Origin of the sequence: Noviherbaspirillum sp. (assembly GCF_035254685.1) — a bacterium.
Taxonomy (GTDB): domain Bacteria; phylum Pseudomonadota; class Gammaproteobacteria; order Burkholderiales; family Burkholderiaceae_D; genus Noviherbaspirillum.
In genome coordinates, this window is the sequence record NZ_DATFAI010000026.1 from 1 (window position 1) to 18,264 (window position 18,264).

The window sequence follows — 18,264 nt, forward strand, 5'->3', positions numbered from 1 at the left end:
CAGGCGAGTTTGTTTCGCTTCCCGCTTTGCGCCTCGCTCTTTCGGGCACCCCGAAGGGGCAGCGTCCTGGGGTCGCCTTCTTTTGCTTACTTTTCTTGGCGAAGCAAGAAAAGTGAGTGGCCCGCCGGGGCCAGTCCCGGCTAGCACCCACGGAGAACCGCCCGTATCGGGCCACCGAAGAGAAGAGAAAAACAAAAAGCTCAAACCAAACCCCGCGACCGTACACACCGGCTCTCGCGCAAATTCAACTCGAAGGAAGAAAGGAAGACTGCGACTTGCCCGACCGGAAAGCGAGCAACCGCCTCAGCGCTGCCAGTGCAGGCGCACCAGCTCTCCTGGCTTCACGTGGCGCAACCAGAGTTCACCCTGATACGTCCGCTCAAGCGCTTCACCGATGGCGCACGCGAGCTGTGCTTCGGTAGTGTCGATCAGGAGCCTGCCGTCGTCGATGCAGCAGGAGATGATCCTTTGCATCGGATGTTCGGCTTTCTCATGCATCTCGATGTGGCGGATCAGATGGATGATCTCGTCGCGGTGCTCGCATGCGAACCCGCCGTCGATCGTGATGTGCCCTGCCGCCTGCTTCCCCTCCATCCTCCGGCAGGCCGGGCAGAGGACGGCTTGCGCGCCTGCCGGCGCAATGGCCCATTGCCAGTGCCCTTCGCGATGAACGGCACCGCAGGCTTCACAGACAGCGGTGCCGGATAACATGCCTGCGAGAGAATCGTCATCGCCCGGCATCTCGAAACGCTGTCCGGACTGCGAGGCTGATCGGGTCGATGGCGCGGTGTTCATGATGTACTCCCTGCTGGCTGCGTGTGCGGCGCTTCACTGGGCATAGCGCAGACGCTCGCGCTGCCCGGTGCCGGAAATGCCATAGAAGCAGGTTTGCCGGCCCTTCCTGTCCTTCCCGCCCTTGCCCTTGCCCTTGCCCGGACCCAGCAGGCAGTGCGCGGCGATCCGGAACCATTCTTCCTGCGTGAGCAGGCGGTAGGCGGCGGGAAGCAGTTCGCTTTCCTCCAGCGAGAAGCGCTCCTGAAGCTGTGCGCAGTACAGCTCGATGGCCGAGACGAGCGTGTCCGCGCCCGTCTCGCTGCCTTCCAGGATGCGTTGCGCCTGCTGGCAGGCGTGGCGGAGGATGCGCGATGAACTGGCGTTGAGCGAATCGAGCCGGTCGAACATGGCGTGATCACCGCATGAGATGTTGTGCACTACCGGCTCAAGATAGAGCTCGACCTTGCGCTCATGACAGAAGCGGTTCACGTGCATGAGCCGGTTGAAGACGCGTTCGAGCCAGGCCAGGTTAATGTCCCGGCGGTCGTTCCACTGCCCGCTGTACAGCGACCGTTCGAGTGCGGCGACGATGCGCCGCGCATTCTGCTGCTCTTTCGACAGGACGATGATGGAATAGGTAATGGTCAGCATTCGGCATTCCCCGCAGCGCTTCCCTCCCCTGTCCGCAGCACGCCGCATGCGCCGCGACAGCAACTATCCAGCGTACATGAAGACCCTTGTCAAAGCACCCGGGCCGCTTGACTCGGGTCAATGAATTCCGGATTCGTCTGCAGGATTTCCCGCGCTGCTTTTCGGCGGGAAAACCAGCGCATTCAACGCGCGACTCGTCACCACGAGTGCAGCGCGAAATTCATTGGTTCATTGACACGGGTCAAAATGCCACCCTGACTTGGGAGCGAAGGTGACCTAGATTGATTAATGCTCGCGTGGCACCGCGGCGCGGGCTCATTTTCCGGAGCAATGATGGAAGAACAGGGATGGTCGTCCGAGATGGCATTGGGTGTGCCCGCCATGGACAATGCGCACAGGGCATTTGTGGCGGAACTTAACCGCCTGGCGTCCGCCCCCGACGATCGCTTCGCCGCCGGCTTCCATGCGCTGATCGCGAGCATGGAGCGCGACTTCCGGGAAGAGGAAGAGCTGATGGAAGCAATCGGCTTTCCCGGCGTGCAGGCTCACAGCGAACAGCATGCGCGGGTATTGGGCGGCATGCACCATGCGGCGTCGCGGGTGATGGAAGGCGACCTTGCGACGGGCCGCGGTGCAGTCGAATTCCTGCAGCAATGGTTCCGCCTGCACCTGTCGACGATGGACCTGGCCCTGGCCGTGGCGATCGATCTGAATGATGCCGAAGACAGCGCGCTGCAGGCTTCCCGCACCGATTCCCCTTCCCCGCCCCAAACCGGACGCTAAACGCAACGCCTGCTTTTGCTCGCGATATTCCTGCGAATCGATAGTCAAGGAGAACTCACATGCTCATACCTACCCAGGACCAGATTTCGGCGGCGACGCGAGCGCAACTGCAAGCACAGCTCGACCTGTGGTCGAAGCTGAACGGCAAGGCGCTCGAAGGATTCATGAAGCTGGCCGACCTGAACATGGCCGCCATCAGGCAAAACCTTGCCTCCTCGTCGGAGGCCGCGCACAGGCTGCTGTCGCCGGCAAAACCGGGCACGCCGTTCTGGACCGTGGCGGCCGGCTCGCGTCCGGAAATCGGTGATGCGCTGAACTACAGCCGTGAAGCCGCACACATCGCGCTCGGCGTCAGCGCCGATATCGCAAGGCTGGTGGAACAACAGATCGACGAGGCCAGCCATGAGACCATCAAGCTGTTCGGCGACATCGCCAATGCCATTCCGGCGGGCAGTTCGATGGAGTTCATGAAATCGGCCATCGGCAGCGCCGCATCGCGCTACGGACAATGGGTGAAAACCACCGAGCAGGCGGCGGACGCAATGCGGAACGGCCTGTTCGCAGGCACCGAGGCCGCGATCCATCCGGCGGCCAAGGCGCCGAAGCGCGCGAAGCAGGCGAGCCACGGCCGGGCCGCCCATTAGGGTCGTCGAGGAGCAGCTCCTTCCCCCTGCAAATGGGAAGAGGATGACCCATGTCTTGTGAATGATGTTTTGGCTCTCGCCAGGAAACATCAAGAGATGGGCAAACTCAGGCAAGGAGAAGGGAACGACGTGGAGATGGCTGGCGATGCAGTCGTGCCAGCCGCTGAACCTCCATCCTCACTCCTGTCCGGCAAGCGCCGCCGCCACCTCCGGCACGGCGGCGCGCACGGCATCATCCACCGTCGCGAGCCAGACGAATTCCAGCTTGCGGCGCGCTTCTTCCGGAATGTCTTCAAGGTCGCCCTTGTTGCGCGCGGGCAGGAGCACCGTGCGGATGCCCGCGCGCAGCGCCGCCAGCACCTTCTCCTTGATGCCGCCCACCGGCAGCACCAGGCCGCGCAGGCTGATCTCGCCGGTCATGGCGCAGTCGCTGCGCACCGCCTTGTCCGTCACCAGTGACAGCAGCGCGATGAACATTGCCACGCCGGCGCTCGGCCCGTCTTTCGGCGTCGCGCCTGCGGGCACGTGCACATGGATGTCGCTCTTGTCGAACAGCTCCACGGCGATGCCGTAATCCGCTGCATGCGCGCGCAGCAGGCTGAGCGCGGCCTGCGCGCTTTCCTTCATCACGTCGCCCAACTGGCCGGTCAGGATGAGCCGTCCGCTTCCTGCACTGCGGCTCGCTTCGATGAACAGGATGTCGCCACCCACCGGCGTCCATGCGAGGCCGGTCGCGACGCCCGGCACGCTGGTGCGCATGGCGACCTCGCCTTCGAAGCGCGATGCGCCGAGGATGGCATGCAGGTCGGGTTCGTCGATGCGCACATGCTGCATGCTGCCTTCCGCGATGCGCACCGCGGCATGCCGCAGCAGGCTGCCGATCTCGCGCTCCAGGTTGCGCACGCCGGCCTCGCGCGTGTAGTGCTCGATGACGCCGTGCAGGGCGGCGTCGGTCAGCTCGCACTGTTCCGGCGTCAGGCCGTTGGCTTCCAGCTGCCGCCGCACGAGATAGCGACGCGCGATCTGCGCCTTTTCCTCTTCGGTGTAGCCGGGAAGCGAAATCACTTCCATGCGGTCGCGCAGCGGGCCGGGAATGGTGTCGAGCATGTTCGCGGTGCAGATGAACATCACGCGCGACAGGTCGAAGGGCACGCCGAGGTAGTTGTCGCGGAAGCTCACGTTCTGTTCGGGGTCGAGCACTTCCAGCAGCGCGGCGGAAGGATCGCCATGCACGCCGATGCTCAGCTTGTCCACTTCATCGAGCATCAGCACGCAATTGCGCGAACCCGCCTTGCGCACCGCCTGGATGATGTTGCCCGGCAGCGCGCCCATGTAGGTGCGGCGATGGCCGCGGATCTCGGCTTCGTCATGCACGCCGCCCAGGCTGATACGTGCGAACTTGCGCCCGGTGGCGCGCGCAATGCTCTGGCCGAGCGAGGTCTTGCCGACGCCGGGCGGACCGGCGAAACACAGGATCGGGCTCTTGCCGTGCGGCCTGAGCTTGTGCACGGCGAGGTATTCGAGGATGCGGCGCTTGATCTTCTCCAGGCCGAAGTGGTCTTCGTCGAGAATGCGGCGCGCTTCGGTGATGTCGATGCGGTCTTCGGTTTCCTTCGACCACGGCAGCTCGCTCATCCATTCGAGATAGGTGAGCAGGATGGAATATTCGCCCGATGCTTCATGCATGCGCTCCAGCCGCTTGAGTTCCTTGACCGCATGTTCTTCCGCTTCAGCCGGCATGCCCGCCTTCGCGACGGCTTCCTGCAGCTGCTGCACTTCGCTGTTTTCGCCGCCGCCTTCGCCCAGCTGCTGCTGGATGGTTTCCAGTTGCTCGCGCAGCAGGATCTCGCGCTGCCGGTCGGTAATGCGCTCGCTGGTCTGCTGGTCGATGTCGCGCCGCAGGCGCAGCACCTCGATGCGATGTCCCACCAGCACGAGCACCTTGTCGAGCCGCGCCTGCAGGTCGACGGTTTCCAGCACGTCCTGCTTGTCCGCCGGCTTCAGGTCCATCAGACCGGCAGTGAGGTCCGCCAGCGCGGCGGCCGAGGTGACGTTCTGGATCACGCTGATCATTTCCTCCGGCACCTGCGGCATCAGGCTTACGGCTTCCGACAGTTTTTCCTTGAGCTGCAGCACGCGCGCCTCGACATCCGAGCCGTCGGTGTCCAGGTCGACGATGCGCTCCACGCGCGCCGCGAGGAAGGGATAACCGGGAATGAACTCCAGCACGCGAAAACGCTGCTCGCCCTGGCACACGACATGATGCGAACCATCCGGCGTGGTGATGTAGCGCAGGATAGTGGCCGCCGTTCCGATTTCATAGAGCTGGTCGCGGCCGGGCGTATCGGCGCCGGCGTCGCGCTGCAGCAGCACGCCGATCTGCCGCGCCGCGCGGGCCGCCTCCTGCGCGGCCGCGATGCTCATTTCGCGCCCGACCGTGATCGGCATGACCAGGCCGGGGAACAGCACGAGGTTGCGCACGGGGACGATGTGCAGCACATCGGCCGGCAAGTCGTATGCCGGCTTCTGGTTGTCCTGTCCGATGCGCGCCGTTCCTGTGAGGACGGGGGCGAGGTCGGAATCCGCGATCACGCGTATCAGGTTGCCTGCTCGGTCTTCAATGTTCATGGTTCACCCGTTGGATGGTGCGCTTTCAGCTTGCGCAAGGTCAGCTTCAGGCAGCCGTTCGCCCAGTTGCGCTCGCCGAGCTCGAACAGGCCCGGTGGCAGATCGATATGACGCTCGAAGCGTCCATAGGGGATTTCCAGCCTGCGCAGCAGCGCGCCGGCGGCGGAACTCATCGGCCGTTCCGCGGACACCAGCAGCGTGCCGCCATCGATGAGCAGGACCAGCGAATCCGGCTCCACGCCCGGCAGGGCGATGAGGATATGGAGCTCGTGTTCCGATTCGAAGATATCCATCGGCGGCTCCCACCAGGGACCGCCGGACTGGCTGCCGGGCTGGAAAAAGCGGCGCTGCAGACGGTTGGCCCGGTCCAGCATGTCCAGGGCTTCGGCCCACATCAGTTTGAACGGATCGCGCGACATGGCACGGACTCTCCGCCGACCGCGCAGCGGGCTGCCGGTCAGCCGTGGTGAGTGAAGCATCTCTCCCGCAGGATGCGGGTGCCTGTCGTCAAGTGTCCCACAAGGAGCAAAGCGCCCTGAATGCTTTGGATCAAACTTTTTCTACCCTCGCCGCGCTGTATGAGGGCTATATGGCAGGAATGCCGAACGGCGCAAACTGTCTTGCGCCGCGGCATTGCCTGAACGGGTGGAAGGGGGTCATTGGCGCAGACCGGGCGCCATGGGCTTGTGCTGGCGGTCGGCGATCATGCGGGTTTCCAGCGACTGCATTTCAAGCCCGATCTCGCCCATGTCGAGCCCGGCCTGCTGCACCTTCGGAAAAAGCTGCTGCTCTTCGACGTCGATATGTTTCAGGATGGCATCCGCCAACTGGCGGAACAGCTGCTCAGCCTGCGGATCGCTCTCATCCATTATCTTCAGCCGCTCGATCCACTGGCGAGCCTGCTCATGGTCCTGCTCGCAGTGATCCACGAGTGCCGGATCGACGCCGCGCACCCTGGGATAGAAAACACCTTCCTCGATCGAGGTATGCATCTCCAGCAGCAGCACGATGTGCGTACCGGCATCCTTTTTCTCGTCCGCATCCCGCGCCTGGAAATAGCGGTCGAACAATTGTCTCGTCAGCTGGTGGTCAGCCTTGAGCACATCCATCGGCCGGTCGGTCGGGAATTCACCGCGGCCGCGTGTCCTGGTGGCATCGATATCCATGTTTCCGCTCCTTCCCCCCTTCAGCGCTGCTTGCGCGTCATGACTTCAGAAACGATCTGCATTGCTCTCTCCTTTCGTTGCATCCTGTATGGCCGCTGCTTCAGCGCTTGTCCATGCTTCCGCTATTTCCCGTCTTATCGCCCGTCTTCCTGATGCCGGGCGCGCCGCGATCGGCCTTTGCCGCATCGGCGCGCGGGACGGTGCGCGTGTCCTCGGCGCCGGCATCCTGCTCCGCGGAGCCGAGGCCGGTACCGCCCGCAGTGGCGGCGCCGGTCACGGGGCCGGAGTTGCCCTGGCCAGTCACGGCGCCCGATCCGGCTTGTACGCCGCCGAGCTGCGGGCCGCCCGCCATCGCGGCACCCGCAGACGCTTCCGTACCGCCTGCGGCGCCGACCGCCGCGGCAGTGCCTCCGACTGCCGCATTGCCGCTGGCGCCGGGCTGCGTGTCGCGTTCAGGTTGCGCCTGGAGGGCGGCGGTGCTGCCGGGGTCCCTCGTCTTTCCCGTCATATCAGAGGCCGGCGAACCGGCGGAGTCATTGCGCTGCTCCGTGGCGTTGCGTTGCGCGGCAGCGGGAGCCGTCCTGACCGGCGCGCTGCTGTCTTCCTCGCCGATCCAGCCTTCCGAGCCGGCCGCATAGCTGGAGGTGGGGATAGGCGCATTGCGCGGCGCGCCACGTTCGCCTTCCGCCGGCGAGGTCGTGATCGGGGCGCCGTATTCTTCGCTGCGCCACGCCTCGGATTCCGATCCGCGTGCTTCGATGAAATCCTTCATGCGCGCCAGGTCCATTTTCAGGCGCCGCGCCATCTCGCTCTCGTTCTCCCCGGCCATCGATCCCGGGACCTGCTGCGGTTCCGATTCCAGCGTGATGGTGACGTGCGAGGCCTGTGATCCTGCTTCCTGCAGTTCCACCCGGCCGGAACTGGTCGGGCCGCTGGTATTGCGCCAGGCGATGCAGCGGTCCGGCTCCTGCGCCGTGATCTCCGCATCCCAATCCACGCTGCGGTTGGCCATGCGCGTTGTCCAGTGCAGATGGCTGTCATCGAGCCTTTGCACGTTTTCCACTTCCTCCATGAATTCCGGATAGTCCTCGAAGTGCGTCAGGAGGTCGTAGACGGCATGCAGCGGACGCTGGATGTCGATGGATTGCTGTACGGTTGCCATGATGAATCTCCTTCACTTGCGCGGCTCGCAAAAGCCCGCTGATGAGACCTGAGAGCGCAAGTCGCGCGACAAGTTGCGCAATTCGCCAGACTGAACTGTCCGCACGATTTGCGCTCTACTTGTCTCTATCGGAGCAAGCCATGGATGTGGAGATCATTTACCGCCAGCCCGACGGCAGGCAGACCGAGCTGGGCATGCGCAAGCTGACTCACATGCCGCCGGCAGGCGAGCCGTTTGAAATGGACAACCGGCAATACGTGGCGAAGTCTTTCGCCGGCCCGGATGCTCAAGGCCGCTATCGGTTGTTCCTGGAGGATGAGCCGGGGGCGACGCGGCATTAGCATTAGCGGTGTGCCGGTTTGATTTCGTCTTGCGCGCCACAGGTGGGCGCTGGCGGGAACGTTATGGGTGTCCACGGAAAACACAGAAAACACGGAAATTCATTGGATTCTTGTGTGTTCCGTGTTTTCCGTGTTTTCCGTGGACAAAATTATTGCGTCATGATGCAGGGTGTACGTGGCGCGCCCTGCATGTTCAATCTTCTAGCGTAGCAGGTGTTCGATCACGTTGCGGGTGATGATGCCCACGCGCGCGTCCTGCCCGCTCGCCAGCACCTGCGCCCAGTCTGTTGTTCCGGCAGTAAACACGGTGCCCTTGCGCGTGAACACGCCCATGGTCGCGCTGTGGATGCCTTCGTTTGCCGCGTGCATCTCGCGCGGCGGGCGCTCCTGCCAGCCGCTGTCGAGCAGGCCGGCGGCCAGCACCTGGAGAGCGGGCGGCGTGCCGCAGCGCTGCGCCTCCGATGAAAGCATGATGCCGCCGGCCCTGTCGAAGTGCGCCAGTGGCGCGCCGTCGCACTCGTAGCCGACCAGCGGCGGCGTGGTATCCATGCCGAAGGCTTCTCCCGTGCGCAGGCCGGTTCCCGCGAAAGCCCAATGTCCCGACTCCTGCACCACATAGCCCTCTGTCTCGCGCGGGCCATCCCACCAGCCGCCGCCATGCCGGTAGCTCACACCGGTGAGCGCATCTTCGGGCCGGTTCGCACCAGTCGTTGGCCACCAGTGATCGAACGCGCCGCGCGGCCCGCCCTGGTGGCAGACCATGGCCGCGCCATCGTCGACCAGGTGGATGCGCCACCAGCACAGGTTGGCGCCGAAGAACGCGACGTTGCCGCCCTGCGCGACGAATGCTTCCACGTGATTGCGCGTCGCCTCACTCCAGTATTCATCATGGCCGACGCAGAGTAGCAGCCGGTAGCGACTGCAGAGTGCCGGATCGTGGTGGATGTCGAAGTCGGTGCAGAATTCCGGCGCATAGCCGTTCTGCAGCAGCCAGCGGATGAAGCGCGCGTCCCAGTGCGCGAAGGTCTGGCGCGGCGAACTCATGTCGTAATAATCAAGCGCGCCCCAGGTCTCGCCGCCGATGCCGCCACCCGGCCGGTGCAGCGACACACGCGTGCCCGGCGGTTCCTGCGAGCGCGGCTGGTTGACATAGAAGCAGCCGCCGCCGGTGTAGTTGTAGGCGTGATAGGTGGCGAGCGGGATCTTGTAGAGCAGCCTGCCGCTTCCCTCCCTGCGTCCCTCGCTGCCGCCGTCGCCACGCACGACGAACAGGGCGGCCGCGCTGGTCATGGCGAGATCGAACGGTATGCCGCCCGGCTCTTCGAGATGCGCGAGATAGACGGCAGAGGGCCAGTCGCGCGGGATGTCGAATTCATACGCCGGCCATTGCCAATCCTCGGCGGCGCCGCGCGGTGCTGCGTGGTGGCCGTCGAGCCAGCGCGTCTCCCGCATCGGCACCGGGCCGTCGCCCCAGCGGTAGAAGGCCACGCGAAAGCGGGGCGCGTCGGTGGCGATGTGCAGCACGAGCCGCTCGCCTGGGGCGACGCTGGCGCGGGAGGGATAGCCCTGGATCATGGATGCCTCCTGGAAGGCGTGTCTGCTTGCGGGAGAAAGCGCAGGGCGCCTGATGCGCAGCCTGCCTTTGTCAGCTCGGTGCTGGTCAGCTCACCGCTTCGGGTTCGACGCGCTTGCGCACCAGGAAGGGCGGCATCGCCAGCGCATGCATCGGCGTGCGGCGGAAGGATTCCAGCGCCTCTGCCGGCGTCTCGACGATCGGTTCTTCCTTGCGATTGAAGGAGGTGTTGAGCAGCACCGGCACGCCGGTGCGCGCCTCGAATGCCTGCAGCAAGGCGCGCAGCAGCGGATCGTCCTGTTCGCTCACCGTCTGCAGCCGCGCGGTGCAATCCACATGCGTGACGGCCGGGATGATCTGCGCCGCCTGCGGGCGCACGGGCGCGGCAAACTGCATGAAGGGCGATGGCCGGAAGATGTCGAAAAACTCTTCGGCGCGTTCGAGCAGCACGATGGGCGCCAGCGGCCGGAACCACTCGCGCTCCTTCACCTTCGCATTGATCCAGTCGCGCACATGGCCATGCCGCGGATCGCCGAGGATGCTGCGATGCCCGAGCGCGCGCGGCCCGAATTCGCTGCCGCCCTGATAGAGCGCAACGACCTTGGTGGCGCACAGCAGATCGACCACGCGGGCGCACAGTTCCTCCTGCCTGTCGATGCGCTCCACGATCAGGTCGTCCGCGCCCTGCAGCGCCGCTTCGATGTCCGTCATGCGCGGCTGCGGCCCGAGATAATCGTTTTCCCAGCGCCACGCGCAGGGCTGTCCGAGCAACTCGGTGATGCCATAGATGGCGCAGCCGAGTGCGGTGCCTGCATCGCTCGGCGCCGGCGGAATGAACACGCGCCGGAACGGCGTCTCGCGCAGCAGGCGGTCGTTGGTGGAGCAATTGAGGCCGGTGCCGCCGGCAAAGCAGAGGTTTTCCACGCCGGTCTGCGCATGCAGCCAGCGGGCGACTTCGAGCACCGCTTCCTCGAACGCGCGCTGTCCTGCTGCGGCCAGGTTGGCGATGTCGGCGAAGCGCGCCTTGTCGTCGCTCGATCCATTCACATAGCGGAAGCGGCCGCGCTCGTGCAGGATCTCGAACCAGCGCGCGGGAATCGTCACTTGCGCGCCGTTGACCTCCAGCGGCGGCAGGCCGAGCGCATCCGGATCGCCGTGCGGCGCCAGGCCCATCACCTTGCCTTCGTTGCCCTGGCCGGGAAAGATGGCATGCGTCAGCAGGAAGTAGAACATGCCGAGTCCGACCAGGCGCTCCTCGTTGCGGTCCCAGAGCTGCTTGTCGATGCATTCGACATGCCGCCGGTCGGCACAGTAGAAGGAAGAAATCTCGCGCCAGTCGCCGGGCACGCTGGCGGCGCCGCTCCACTGCTCGGTCAGCTCGGACATCGGACTGCCCTGCCCGTCGATGATCATCACCGCCGCTTCGTCGAACGGCGAGGGATGGAACACGCTGTAGAGATGCGCGAGATGATGCGAGATGCGCGCACGCCGGCAACCGGGCGAGAGCCTGAGCGTCTCACTCAGCTCCTTCTCGTAGTCGGCGAGCTTGTCGATCTCGGCATCGGAGGAATAGCACTCGACCAGTACATCGAGCGGTTGGTCGAGGCCGGGCAGCCGCGGCACATAGATGTCGCGGAGATCGCCGAGCCGGCCCCAATGGTGCTTCTGGCGCGTGAGCCGCTCCTTCTGGATCGCCCATGCCAGGTGCGATCCCTGCATCAGGCAAATGCTCGCGTCCTGCGTGCGGTTGATACCGAGGATCCGGGGTGCGTCGCTCATCGTGATTTCCTTTCTTGTTCGAATTCAGTGTATTGCCTGCCATGCATTTCCGGAACTTCCCCTGCGCACCCGTCGTGCCTGTTTTCGCCATCGCCGGTGCCGAGTGCCATCGCCCCGCTGCTGGCATCCGGGACGCCGTCATCGTGTCCAACTGAAAACTTGCCTTCCGCATCGGGCTGCAAATGCACGAACCGTTCGAGCCTTATGCAAATTCCGGGCCACGAAGCGTCGCCGGCGCCGCCCATTCCGTGACCGCTTGTCGGTCTACGTTTGTTGTCTTGCTTCAATGCCTCTCGAAATCCTCTTTCCGCATGGAACAAAAAATCAGCTTTCCTGTCTACAACCTGCAAGGCCAATTTTTCAATAGGACAGGATGGAAGCGATGAAGTGGTTTTACGAATGGAGGCTGCGCAAGGTTCGTGCAGAGATTTCCGCGCTCGAAGAATCAACCCATGTCAAGTTGCTGGACGATTACACCGGCCACTCGAGACTGCGTGTATTGAGTCGCATCGCAAACAGCCTGGAAAAGAAGCTCGCAAAGTACTCTTCGGTTCCATCGCCGAAGACTACAGGCAAGACGGGCAGCGACACGCCGGAAGCGCCGCTTCCGGTACCGCCGCAGGAAACGCAGCAGGCAGTGGCTGCGAAGTAGCAAGGCTGTAGGCGCAAGACCGAAAAGGCCAGGTGTGCTTGCCGTAATGGCAGCACGCCTGGCCTTTGCTGTTTCTGGAGCACTGTGAATGTCCACGAAAAACACGAAACACACGAAATGATTCTTTTTGATTTTTGTGTTTTTTGTGTTTTTCGTGGACAAGAATGATTGCTTCCTGAATCAGCTCTTCCGCCTCCAAGCCCTCAGGCCACAGCGCGTGCCACCAGCACCGCGTTGTTGCCGCCGAAGGCGAAGGAATTCGACATGACGGTCTTCAGGCCGTCTACGGCGCGCCCCTTGCCCGGCACATAATCCAGGTCGCAATCCGGATCGCGTTCCTGCCAGAATGCGGTGGGCGGCACGGCCTTGTGCTGCAGGGCCAGCACCGACGCGGCGAATTCGATCGCGCCCGTCGCGCCGATCGCATGGCCATGCGAGGACTTGGTCGAGGAAACCGGGATCGCATGCGCCCGCTCACCGAACACGCGCTTGATCGAGCGCGTCTCCACCACATCGCCTACTGCGGTCGCCGTGCCGTGCGCATTGATGTAATCGATGTCGCCCGGTTCGATGCCCGCGTCGCGCAGCGCCGCCTCGATCGCCCTGCCCTGTCCTGCTTCATCCGGCTTGGTGATGTGCGAGGCGTCGTTGGCCACGCCGTAGCCGACGATCTCCGCCAGGATGCACGCCCCGCGCCGCAGTGCGCCTTCCATTTCCTCCAGCACCACGATGCAGGCGCCTTCCGAGATATGGAAGCCGCTGCGATCCTTGCTGAAGGGTCGGCAGCCGGTCGAAGGATCTCCCTGCGCGCTGGCCAGCACCTGCAGCGACTGCCATTCATTGAGCGCGCCGGGCGTGAGCATGCATTCCGCGCCGCCCGCGAGCACCGTGTCGAGGTAGCCGTCCTTGATGCGCCGGTAGGCGTCGCCGATGGCAATCGATGACGAGGAGCAAGCCGCGGAAAAGGTCTGGCACTCGCCGTGGATGCCATGCCGCATCGCAATCTGCGAGGCGGGCGCATGGTTCATCGCCAGGGGCACGGTCAAAAGGCGTTTTTTCTGCTCGGCCTTGAAAAAATTCCAATAGGCGTTTTCCAGGCTTTCGGTGCCGCCCATGCCGGTGCCGAGGAACACGCCACAGCGCGAGGTGTCCTCCAGCTTCAGGCGGGCGTCCTCGAGCGCACGGTCGGCGACCACCATCGCCATCTGCGACACGCGGTCGATCGACAGCAACTGGATCTTGGTGAAGTGCCGACTGGCATCGAAGGCGATGCAGCCGACCTTGTGCGCAGGCGCGAGCCTGGGCGATGCAGTGATGCCGGAAACACCTTCCATCACATTCCGGAAAAAGGTCTCCGGCGTCTCGCCGACGCAGGTCATCAGGCCGATGCCGGTGACGGCAACGCGCCGTCCCTGCCTCAGCATTGTTGCGCCCCGGGCTGCAGCATGGTTCCGACCGGAACAGTGGATGCGGTGGATACCTCGGCTCCGGAGGGCAGCAGTTGCTGGATCTGTTTCGCGAGGTCGGTCAGGTTGGTGGGGTAGTCGTTGCTGCTGACGTTGTCGAACTTCACATTGAATTCATCTTCCAGCATGAAGATGATTTCGGCCATGGTCAGCGAATCGTAGTCGAGGTCGGTGAACGGGGTATCGGACAGCAGTTTCTGGCGGTCGGTGTCGAGGTTTTTTTCCAGGCAGGTGGCGATGCGTTCCTTGATGTTGGCGAGTTGCATGGTGTCTCCGGGATTATTGTTTGCGGGTGAAGGATTCAGGCGGTTTCGGATCGGGCGAAACACTTCCTTTGCAGAAAATATCATCGCAACCCTCACCATCCTTGATCGGCGACAAGCTATTTGCCGCGGCAACACGCTTTGGCCCGCGGGGTCAAGCATTGGTCTGCCGGGTCAAGATCGCAGCAACTTGGAAAGATCGCAGCAGGCCGGCAAAGTCGTGCGCGAAGCTGCATAATCCTCTTTTTGGAAACAAGGAATACGCATGAGCTTCGCCACCTGGTTCACGTTCTTCGTCGCTGCCTGCCTGATCGCGATTTCTCCCGGATCGGGCGCGGTGCTGTCCATGTCGCACGGCCTGTCCTACGGCGTCAAGAAGACCACCGGCACCATCCTCGGCCTGCAACTCGGCCTGCTGCTGGTGCTGTTCATCGCCGGCGCCGGGGTCGGCTCGATCCTGATCGCGTCGGAGGTCGCTTTCAGCGTGGTCAAGACGATCGGCGCGCTCTACCTGATCTACCTCGGCTTCAGCCAGTGGCGTGCCAAGGTGCAGATGCACACGGACCAGCCCGCACACAATCTGATGCGCACCGAGGTGCCGCAACTGCGCAAGCGCATGCTGACCGGTTTCCTGACCAATGCCACCAACCCCAAGGGCATCATTTTCATGGTGGCGGTGCTGCCGCAGTTCATCACGCACAACGCGCCTCTGCTGCCGCAACTGCTGATCCTGGCCATGACAATGTGCGCAGTCGACCTGTGCGTGATGCACGGCTATGCGTTTGCGGCGTCTTCCATGCAGCGTTACTTCCGCAATGCGCACGCCGTAAAAAAGCAGAACATGTTCTTCGGCAGCGTCCTGATGGCGGTCGGCGCGGCGCTGTTCTTCGTCAAGCGCAGTCCTTCCACCTGATCAATCCGAGGCTTTCGCGGTGTTTGTTCGCACCTCGTCCGGCACCAAGTGTGGGTGGCGCGCGGCCGGCCTCATGAACAGCATTGTGCGGAACACTCCGCGCAGCCATTCGCCGTCGGATACGAGCGCAAGGCTTCCGCCATCGCGCCGTAGCAGGAGACGAAATCCCCGAGGAACTCCCTGTGTTCGGCGGACGGCAAGCGGGAACAGTCTTCCCGATGCACTTCGTGATCGCCGTTGGATTCCGGCTGCCGGTTCACGTAGTAGCTTGCCATCCTGACCTCCCTTGCCCCTTTGCGATACGAGCAGGGCTGGAAAAATTGGGCAAAAGTTGCCGTACGGAATTAAAACTCACATTATTGCAGCAATGTATCCCATATTCATGGGATACATCGATTTGCTTGATCCAGGACATCGCCAGACGATCGTGACGCCCGGCATGGCGGGCAATCCGAACTCCCGCGAGTACAATGGAATGCGGCAAGTGCGCCCGGTTGCGCTGTCCGCCGCTAGCCAGTCAACCATTCCTTCGCCGGCTGTCGACGCCTGATCCCGCCGCATAAAACTTTTCAGCGAAGAAGTTGTCAGGGGTCATGTTCCGATCGTTTGAAAGAGATCCCTGATGAAGCTGCTCACTAAACTGCTTCTGCTCGCCAGCCTGGCCTTTGGCTCGCTCGCCTTCGCCAGCCCCGCGCCCAATCAGGAAGCCCCGGAAGCGCCGGACGTGCTGGTCAAGCGCATCACGATGCAGGTGCTGGACACCGCGAAAAGCGACAAGGAAATCAAGGCCGGCAACCGCAAGCGCATCCACGAGCTGGTCGAGACCATGATCCTGCCGCATGTCGACTTCCAGCGCACCACCGCGCTGACGGTCGGCCGCTACTGGCGTGAGGCGACGCCGCAGCAAAAGCAGCAGCTGACCGATGAATTCCGCGCGCTGCTGATGTACACCTACGCCGGCGCGCTGTCGCAGGTCGGCGACCAGAAGGTGGTCTTCAAGCCCCTGCGTGCCGACCCGGCCGACAACGATGTGGAAGTGCGCTTTGAAGTGATCCAGCCGCGCCGCGCCGATCCGGTCCAGGTCAGTTATCGGCTGTACAAGACGCCGGACGGCTGGAAGGTCTACGACGTGAATGTGCTCGGCGTCTGGCTGGTCCAGACCTACAAGGAAAACTTTGCGGCGGAAATCGGCAAGGGTGGGATCGACGGCCTGATCCGCACCCTCGCGGAAAAGAACCGCAGCCTGGCGGAACATGCGGACGAGGGAGCCAAGGCGGCGTCGTGACACGGAAGCGGCGCGAACCTGTCCTGAATCAATGCCGTGCCGTTCCCACCTGCACCACCCTGGCCTACCATGAAGACATGTAGCCGCACGCGCCCCGCTTCATGGAGAACCACATGTTCAATGCAATCCGAGGACGGCACAAAAAGCCTCCCATTCTGACATCCCTTTTCATCGCCATTCTTGCAGCCGGCCTGTCCCCGGCCGGCGCGCTTGCCCAAGACAAGAAGCCATCCGACATCGAAGCGCGCTACCAGGCCGAACGCGCGGCCTGCGAGAAAGCGCCGCCGAGCCAGGACCGCGAAGCCTGCCTGCGAGAAGCCGCCGCCGCACGCGCCGAGGCGCGGCATGGCCAGCTCAATGGCGACCAGCCCAATTACGACAAGAATGCGCTCGCCCGCTGCGATGCGTTGCCCGCCGAAGAACAGGACGTATGCCGGCGCCGCGCGCGCAACGAAGGCGAGACCAGGGGCAGCGTGTCAGAGGGCGGCATTTACCGGGAATACAGGGAGATCACCTTGCCGCCGGCAACGCCGAACGGGAAGCCATAGGGCTTCTGCATTTCGCTCTCGTGGACAAAGAGCGGAAGGGTTCTTCCAGGCGCAGAAATTGATGTCCACGGAAGACACGGAACGCACGGAACAAACAAAAGATCTTGCCCGTTTCCGTGCTTTCCGTGTCTTCCGTGGACAACCAACACCTGCTGCGCATCAGATCAGGCTGGTCAGTTCGACCCAGGTCTTCGTCATCGTCTCATCGATCGTGCCGTCGCCATTGCGGTCAATGGCGATCTGCACGCTGGCGCTGTCAAGCACCGTGAAGGTCAGGCTGGTGTTGTCCGTGGCGGTTACCTTCATCACCCCCTGGTTCGGATAGCTCGTGCCCTGCTGCCGGAAAGGCGTCATGGTCTGCACGGTATACGAGACATTGCTGCCAAGGCGCGGCATGTCACCTGACATCGTGTAGTTGCAGCGATAGGTGTACAAGCCGGCCGCCGTCTCGGAAGCCGAATAATCATAGTTCGACAAGGTGCGCATCACCGTCGTGCCTGACCGTGTCGTGCTCATCTGCAGCGTATTTCCGCTCATGGTGAAACTGCGCGTGCCGACGTTATCCTGGACGAAGCCGAGGCTGATGTCGCCGTTCGCCGTGTCGGTGATGCTGTTCTCCGTGACAGCGAAATTAGTGAAGTTCATGCGCATCGTCGCGCTCCACTGGCTCGTCGCGGAAGGCATGCCGGCAAGATTGCTGAAGCTGATCGTGATGGTGCCGTTGATGCGCACCATGTCTTCCATGCAGTTGTTGCTGGTGATCGTCATGGTGTCGCCGTTCGAGACCATGTTCGTATTCATCATGTTGTAGGAGCCGGTCATCGTGCCGCCGCCAGTGCAGTTGACGGTGTTCGTGCCCATCACGCCCACCACCATGTTCGCCGGCTTCACTGCAAGCGCGCGATACATGTGCTGGAGCGTGGCGTCGATGAAGCCGATGCCAGGACTGTCCTGCACCACGACACCGGTGGCAATCGTGGCACCGGCCGTGCCGCCGGTGATTGCCGTGTCATTGATGGCGCTGGACGCGGCATAAGCCTGCGCCGCCACATCGGGCGCATTGGCGCTGGTGATCGTCGACAGTGCCGTCGGCGAAACCGGGGAAGATCCGCTGCCCCCGCCGCCGCCGCATGCCGCAAGCAGGAGTGCAGAACCGATCGACAGCAACAGGGAAGAGGTTTTCGGGAACGAGGGTTTCATAGGTGAGACTCCATGGTTCAGATGGGACGAGCGACAAGCGGGAACGCAGGCGCTTCCTGCGTCGCAGTTCCGCTGGTCAAAATGGCGAATGCCGGCATCGTGATACTCCTGTGCAATCAGGAGGCATGCCATCGGCAGTCGGAGCCGGGGAAGACGACACCCCGCGGACAAATTCCGGCTTGCGAATTTCCTTCGCCCAACGAAATACCTTGGCAGCCTGTCCCCCGACCTGCGTGGCCTGCTCCATGTCTTGCCGGCAGGCCAATGCGGCCACGTACTCTCTATTCAACAATTACAGGCGATTTTTTCCGGGCTGCCATGCCGAAGTGAAACGTCTTTGATGTGCAACAACGGGTCAAGTCCAGCCCGGCCTTGCTTGCACGGCCCGGTATTTGGCTTCGCGAGTCAAGCAGCCGCGACAGAGTTTTCGACTTCG

20 protein-coding genes are annotated in these 18,264 nt (G+C 63.2%); 8 read left to right on the forward strand and 12 right to left on the reverse strand.

Annotated elements, in window-relative coordinates:
• Positions 1–303 precede the first annotated feature (303 nt).
• Both VJ698_RS13005 and VJ698_RS13010 read right to left on the reverse strand, forming a co-directional pair.
• Positions 304–795 carry a BCAM0308 family protein gene (locus tag VJ698_RS13005; RefSeq protein ID WP_324103197.1) on the reverse strand — a complete coding sequence of 164 codons (492 nt, stop codon included), beginning with the start codon at positions 793–795 and terminating at the stop codon, positions 304–306.
• Positions 796–828: 33 nt separating this feature from the next.
• Complete coding sequence (locus VJ698_RS13010; protein ID WP_324103198.1) at positions 829–1,425, reverse strand: hypothetical protein; 597 nt, start codon at positions 1,423–1,425, stop codon at positions 829–831.
• A gap of 330 nt (positions 1,426–1,755) precedes the next feature.
• Here VJ698_RS13010 and VJ698_RS13015 point away from each other — a divergent pair, with 330 nt between their 5' ends.
• Positions 1,756–2,208 carry a hemerythrin family protein gene (locus tag VJ698_RS13015; protein WP_324103199.1) on the forward strand — a complete coding sequence of 151 codons (453 nt, stop codon included), beginning with the start codon at positions 1,756–1,758 and terminating at the stop codon, positions 2,206–2,208.
• A 59-nt stretch (positions 2,209–2,267) separates the two neighbouring features.
• A complete protein-coding gene (phaP, locus tag VJ698_RS13020) occupies positions 2,268–2,852 on the forward strand; it encodes a TIGR01841 family phasin (protein ID WP_324103200.1) in 585 nt (194 codons plus the stop codon).
• 177 nt (positions 2,853–3,029) lie between these two features.
• Here phaP and lon read toward each other — a convergent pair whose 3' ends face one another.
• The 4 genes from lon to VJ698_RS13040 form a co-directional block, all read right to left on the reverse strand.
• Positions 3,030–5,480, reverse strand: a complete 2,451-nt coding sequence (gene lon / locus VJ698_RS13025) for an endopeptidase La (protein WP_324103201.1) — start codon at positions 5,478–5,480, stop codon at positions 3,030–3,032.
• Positions 5,477–5,959 (reverse strand): Hsp20/alpha crystallin family protein, encoded by a 483-nt coding sequence (locus VJ698_RS13030; protein ID WP_324103202.1) that lies wholly within the window; start codon positions 5,957–5,959, stop codon positions 5,477–5,479. The genes lon and VJ698_RS13030 overlap by 4 nt, the downstream gene beginning before the upstream one ends.
• A 177-nt stretch (positions 5,960–6,136) precedes the next feature.
• Entirely contained in the window at positions 6,137–6,646 is a 510-nt protein-coding gene (locus VJ698_RS13035; RefSeq protein WP_324103203.1) for a hemerythrin domain-containing protein, read from the reverse strand.
• Positions 6,647–6,746: 100 nt separating this feature from the next.
• A complete protein-coding gene (locus tag VJ698_RS13040; RefSeq protein WP_324103204.1) occupies positions 6,747–7,808 on the reverse strand; it encodes an SRPBCC family protein in 1,062 nt (353 codons plus the stop codon).
• Positions 7,809–7,948: 140 nt separating this feature from the next.
• On the opposite strand from VJ698_RS13040, the gene VJ698_RS13045 reads away from it, so the two are divergent.
• On the forward strand, positions 7,949–8,149 hold the full coding sequence (locus VJ698_RS13045) for a hypothetical protein (RefSeq protein ID WP_324103205.1): 201 nt from the start codon (positions 7,949–7,951) through the stop codon (positions 8,147–8,149).
• 201 nt (positions 8,150–8,350) lie between these two features.
• Here the strand turns inward: VJ698_RS13045 and VJ698_RS13050 are convergent, their stop codons facing one another.
• Both VJ698_RS13050 and VJ698_RS13055 read right to left on the reverse strand, forming a co-directional pair.
• Positions 8,351–9,724 carry a N,N-dimethylformamidase beta subunit family domain-containing protein gene (locus VJ698_RS13050; protein ID WP_324103206.1) on the reverse strand — a complete coding sequence of 458 codons (1,374 nt, stop codon included), beginning with the start codon at positions 9,722–9,724 and terminating at the stop codon, positions 8,351–8,353.
• Between the two features lie 85 nt (positions 9,725–9,809).
• The gene (locus VJ698_RS13055) at positions 9,810–11,501 is read right to left on the reverse strand and encodes a carbamoyltransferase family protein (protein ID WP_324103207.1); all 1,692 of its coding nucleotides are present in this window, start codon (positions 11,499–11,501) and stop codon (positions 9,810–9,812) included.
• Positions 11,502–11,883: 382 nt separating this feature from the next.
• Here VJ698_RS13055 and VJ698_RS13060 point away from each other — a divergent pair, with 382 nt between their 5' ends.
• On the forward strand, positions 11,884–12,153 hold the full coding sequence (locus VJ698_RS13060; RefSeq protein ID WP_324103208.1) for a hypothetical protein: 270 nt from the start codon (positions 11,884–11,886) through the stop codon (positions 12,151–12,153).
• A gap of 203 nt (positions 12,154–12,356) precedes the next feature.
• Here VJ698_RS13060 and VJ698_RS13065 read toward each other — a convergent pair whose 3' ends face one another.
• Together VJ698_RS13065 and VJ698_RS13070 are read right to left on the reverse strand one after the other, a co-directional pair.
• Positions 12,357–13,577, reverse strand: a complete 1,221-nt coding sequence (locus VJ698_RS13065; RefSeq protein ID WP_324103209.1) for a beta-ketoacyl-[acyl-carrier-protein] synthase family protein — start codon at positions 13,575–13,577, stop codon at positions 12,357–12,359.
• The gene (locus tag VJ698_RS13070; protein ID WP_324103210.1) at positions 13,571–13,885 is read right to left on the reverse strand and encodes an acyl carrier protein; all 315 of its coding nucleotides are present in this window, start codon (positions 13,883–13,885) and stop codon (positions 13,571–13,573) included. Before VJ698_RS13070 ends, VJ698_RS13065 begins: the two co-directional genes overlap by 7 nt.
• 262 nt (positions 13,886–14,147) lie before the next feature.
• Here VJ698_RS13070 and VJ698_RS13075 point away from each other — a divergent pair, with 262 nt between their 5' ends.
• A complete protein-coding gene (locus tag VJ698_RS13075; RefSeq protein WP_324103211.1) occupies positions 14,148–14,795 on the forward strand; it encodes a LysE family transporter in 648 nt (215 codons plus the stop codon).
• A gap of 71 nt (positions 14,796–14,866) precedes the next feature.
• Here the strand turns inward: VJ698_RS13075 and VJ698_RS13080 are convergent, their stop codons facing one another.
• Positions 14,867–15,070 (reverse strand): hypothetical protein, encoded by a 204-nt coding sequence (locus VJ698_RS13080; protein WP_324103212.1) that lies wholly within the window; start codon positions 15,068–15,070, stop codon positions 14,867–14,869.
• Positions 15,071–15,177: 107 nt separating this feature from the next.
• Here VJ698_RS13080 and VJ698_RS13085 point away from each other — a divergent pair, with 107 nt between their 5' ends.
• From VJ698_RS13085 to VJ698_RS13095, 3 genes are all read left to right on the forward strand, one after another.
• Positions 15,178–15,345, forward strand: a complete 168-nt coding sequence (locus tag VJ698_RS13085) for a hypothetical protein (RefSeq protein WP_324103213.1) — start codon at positions 15,178–15,180, stop codon at positions 15,343–15,345.
• Between the two features lie 72 nt (positions 15,346–15,417).
• Positions 15,418–16,080, forward strand: coding sequence for an ABC transporter substrate-binding protein (locus VJ698_RS13090; protein WP_324103214.1), 663 nt, complete (start codon positions 15,418–15,420; stop codon positions 16,078–16,080).
• A gap of 113 nt (positions 16,081–16,193) precedes the next feature.
• The gene (locus VJ698_RS13095) at positions 16,194–16,628 is read left to right on the forward strand and encodes a hypothetical protein (RefSeq protein ID WP_324103215.1); all 435 of its coding nucleotides are present in this window, start codon (positions 16,194–16,196) and stop codon (positions 16,626–16,628) included.
• Positions 16,629–16,787: 159 nt separating this feature from the next.
• Here VJ698_RS13095 and VJ698_RS13100 read toward each other — a convergent pair whose 3' ends face one another.
• Positions 16,788–17,828 (reverse strand): hypothetical protein, encoded by a 1,041-nt coding sequence (locus VJ698_RS13100; protein ID WP_324103216.1) that lies wholly within the window; start codon positions 17,826–17,828, stop codon positions 16,788–16,790.
• Positions 17,829–18,264: the final 436 nt, after the last annotated feature.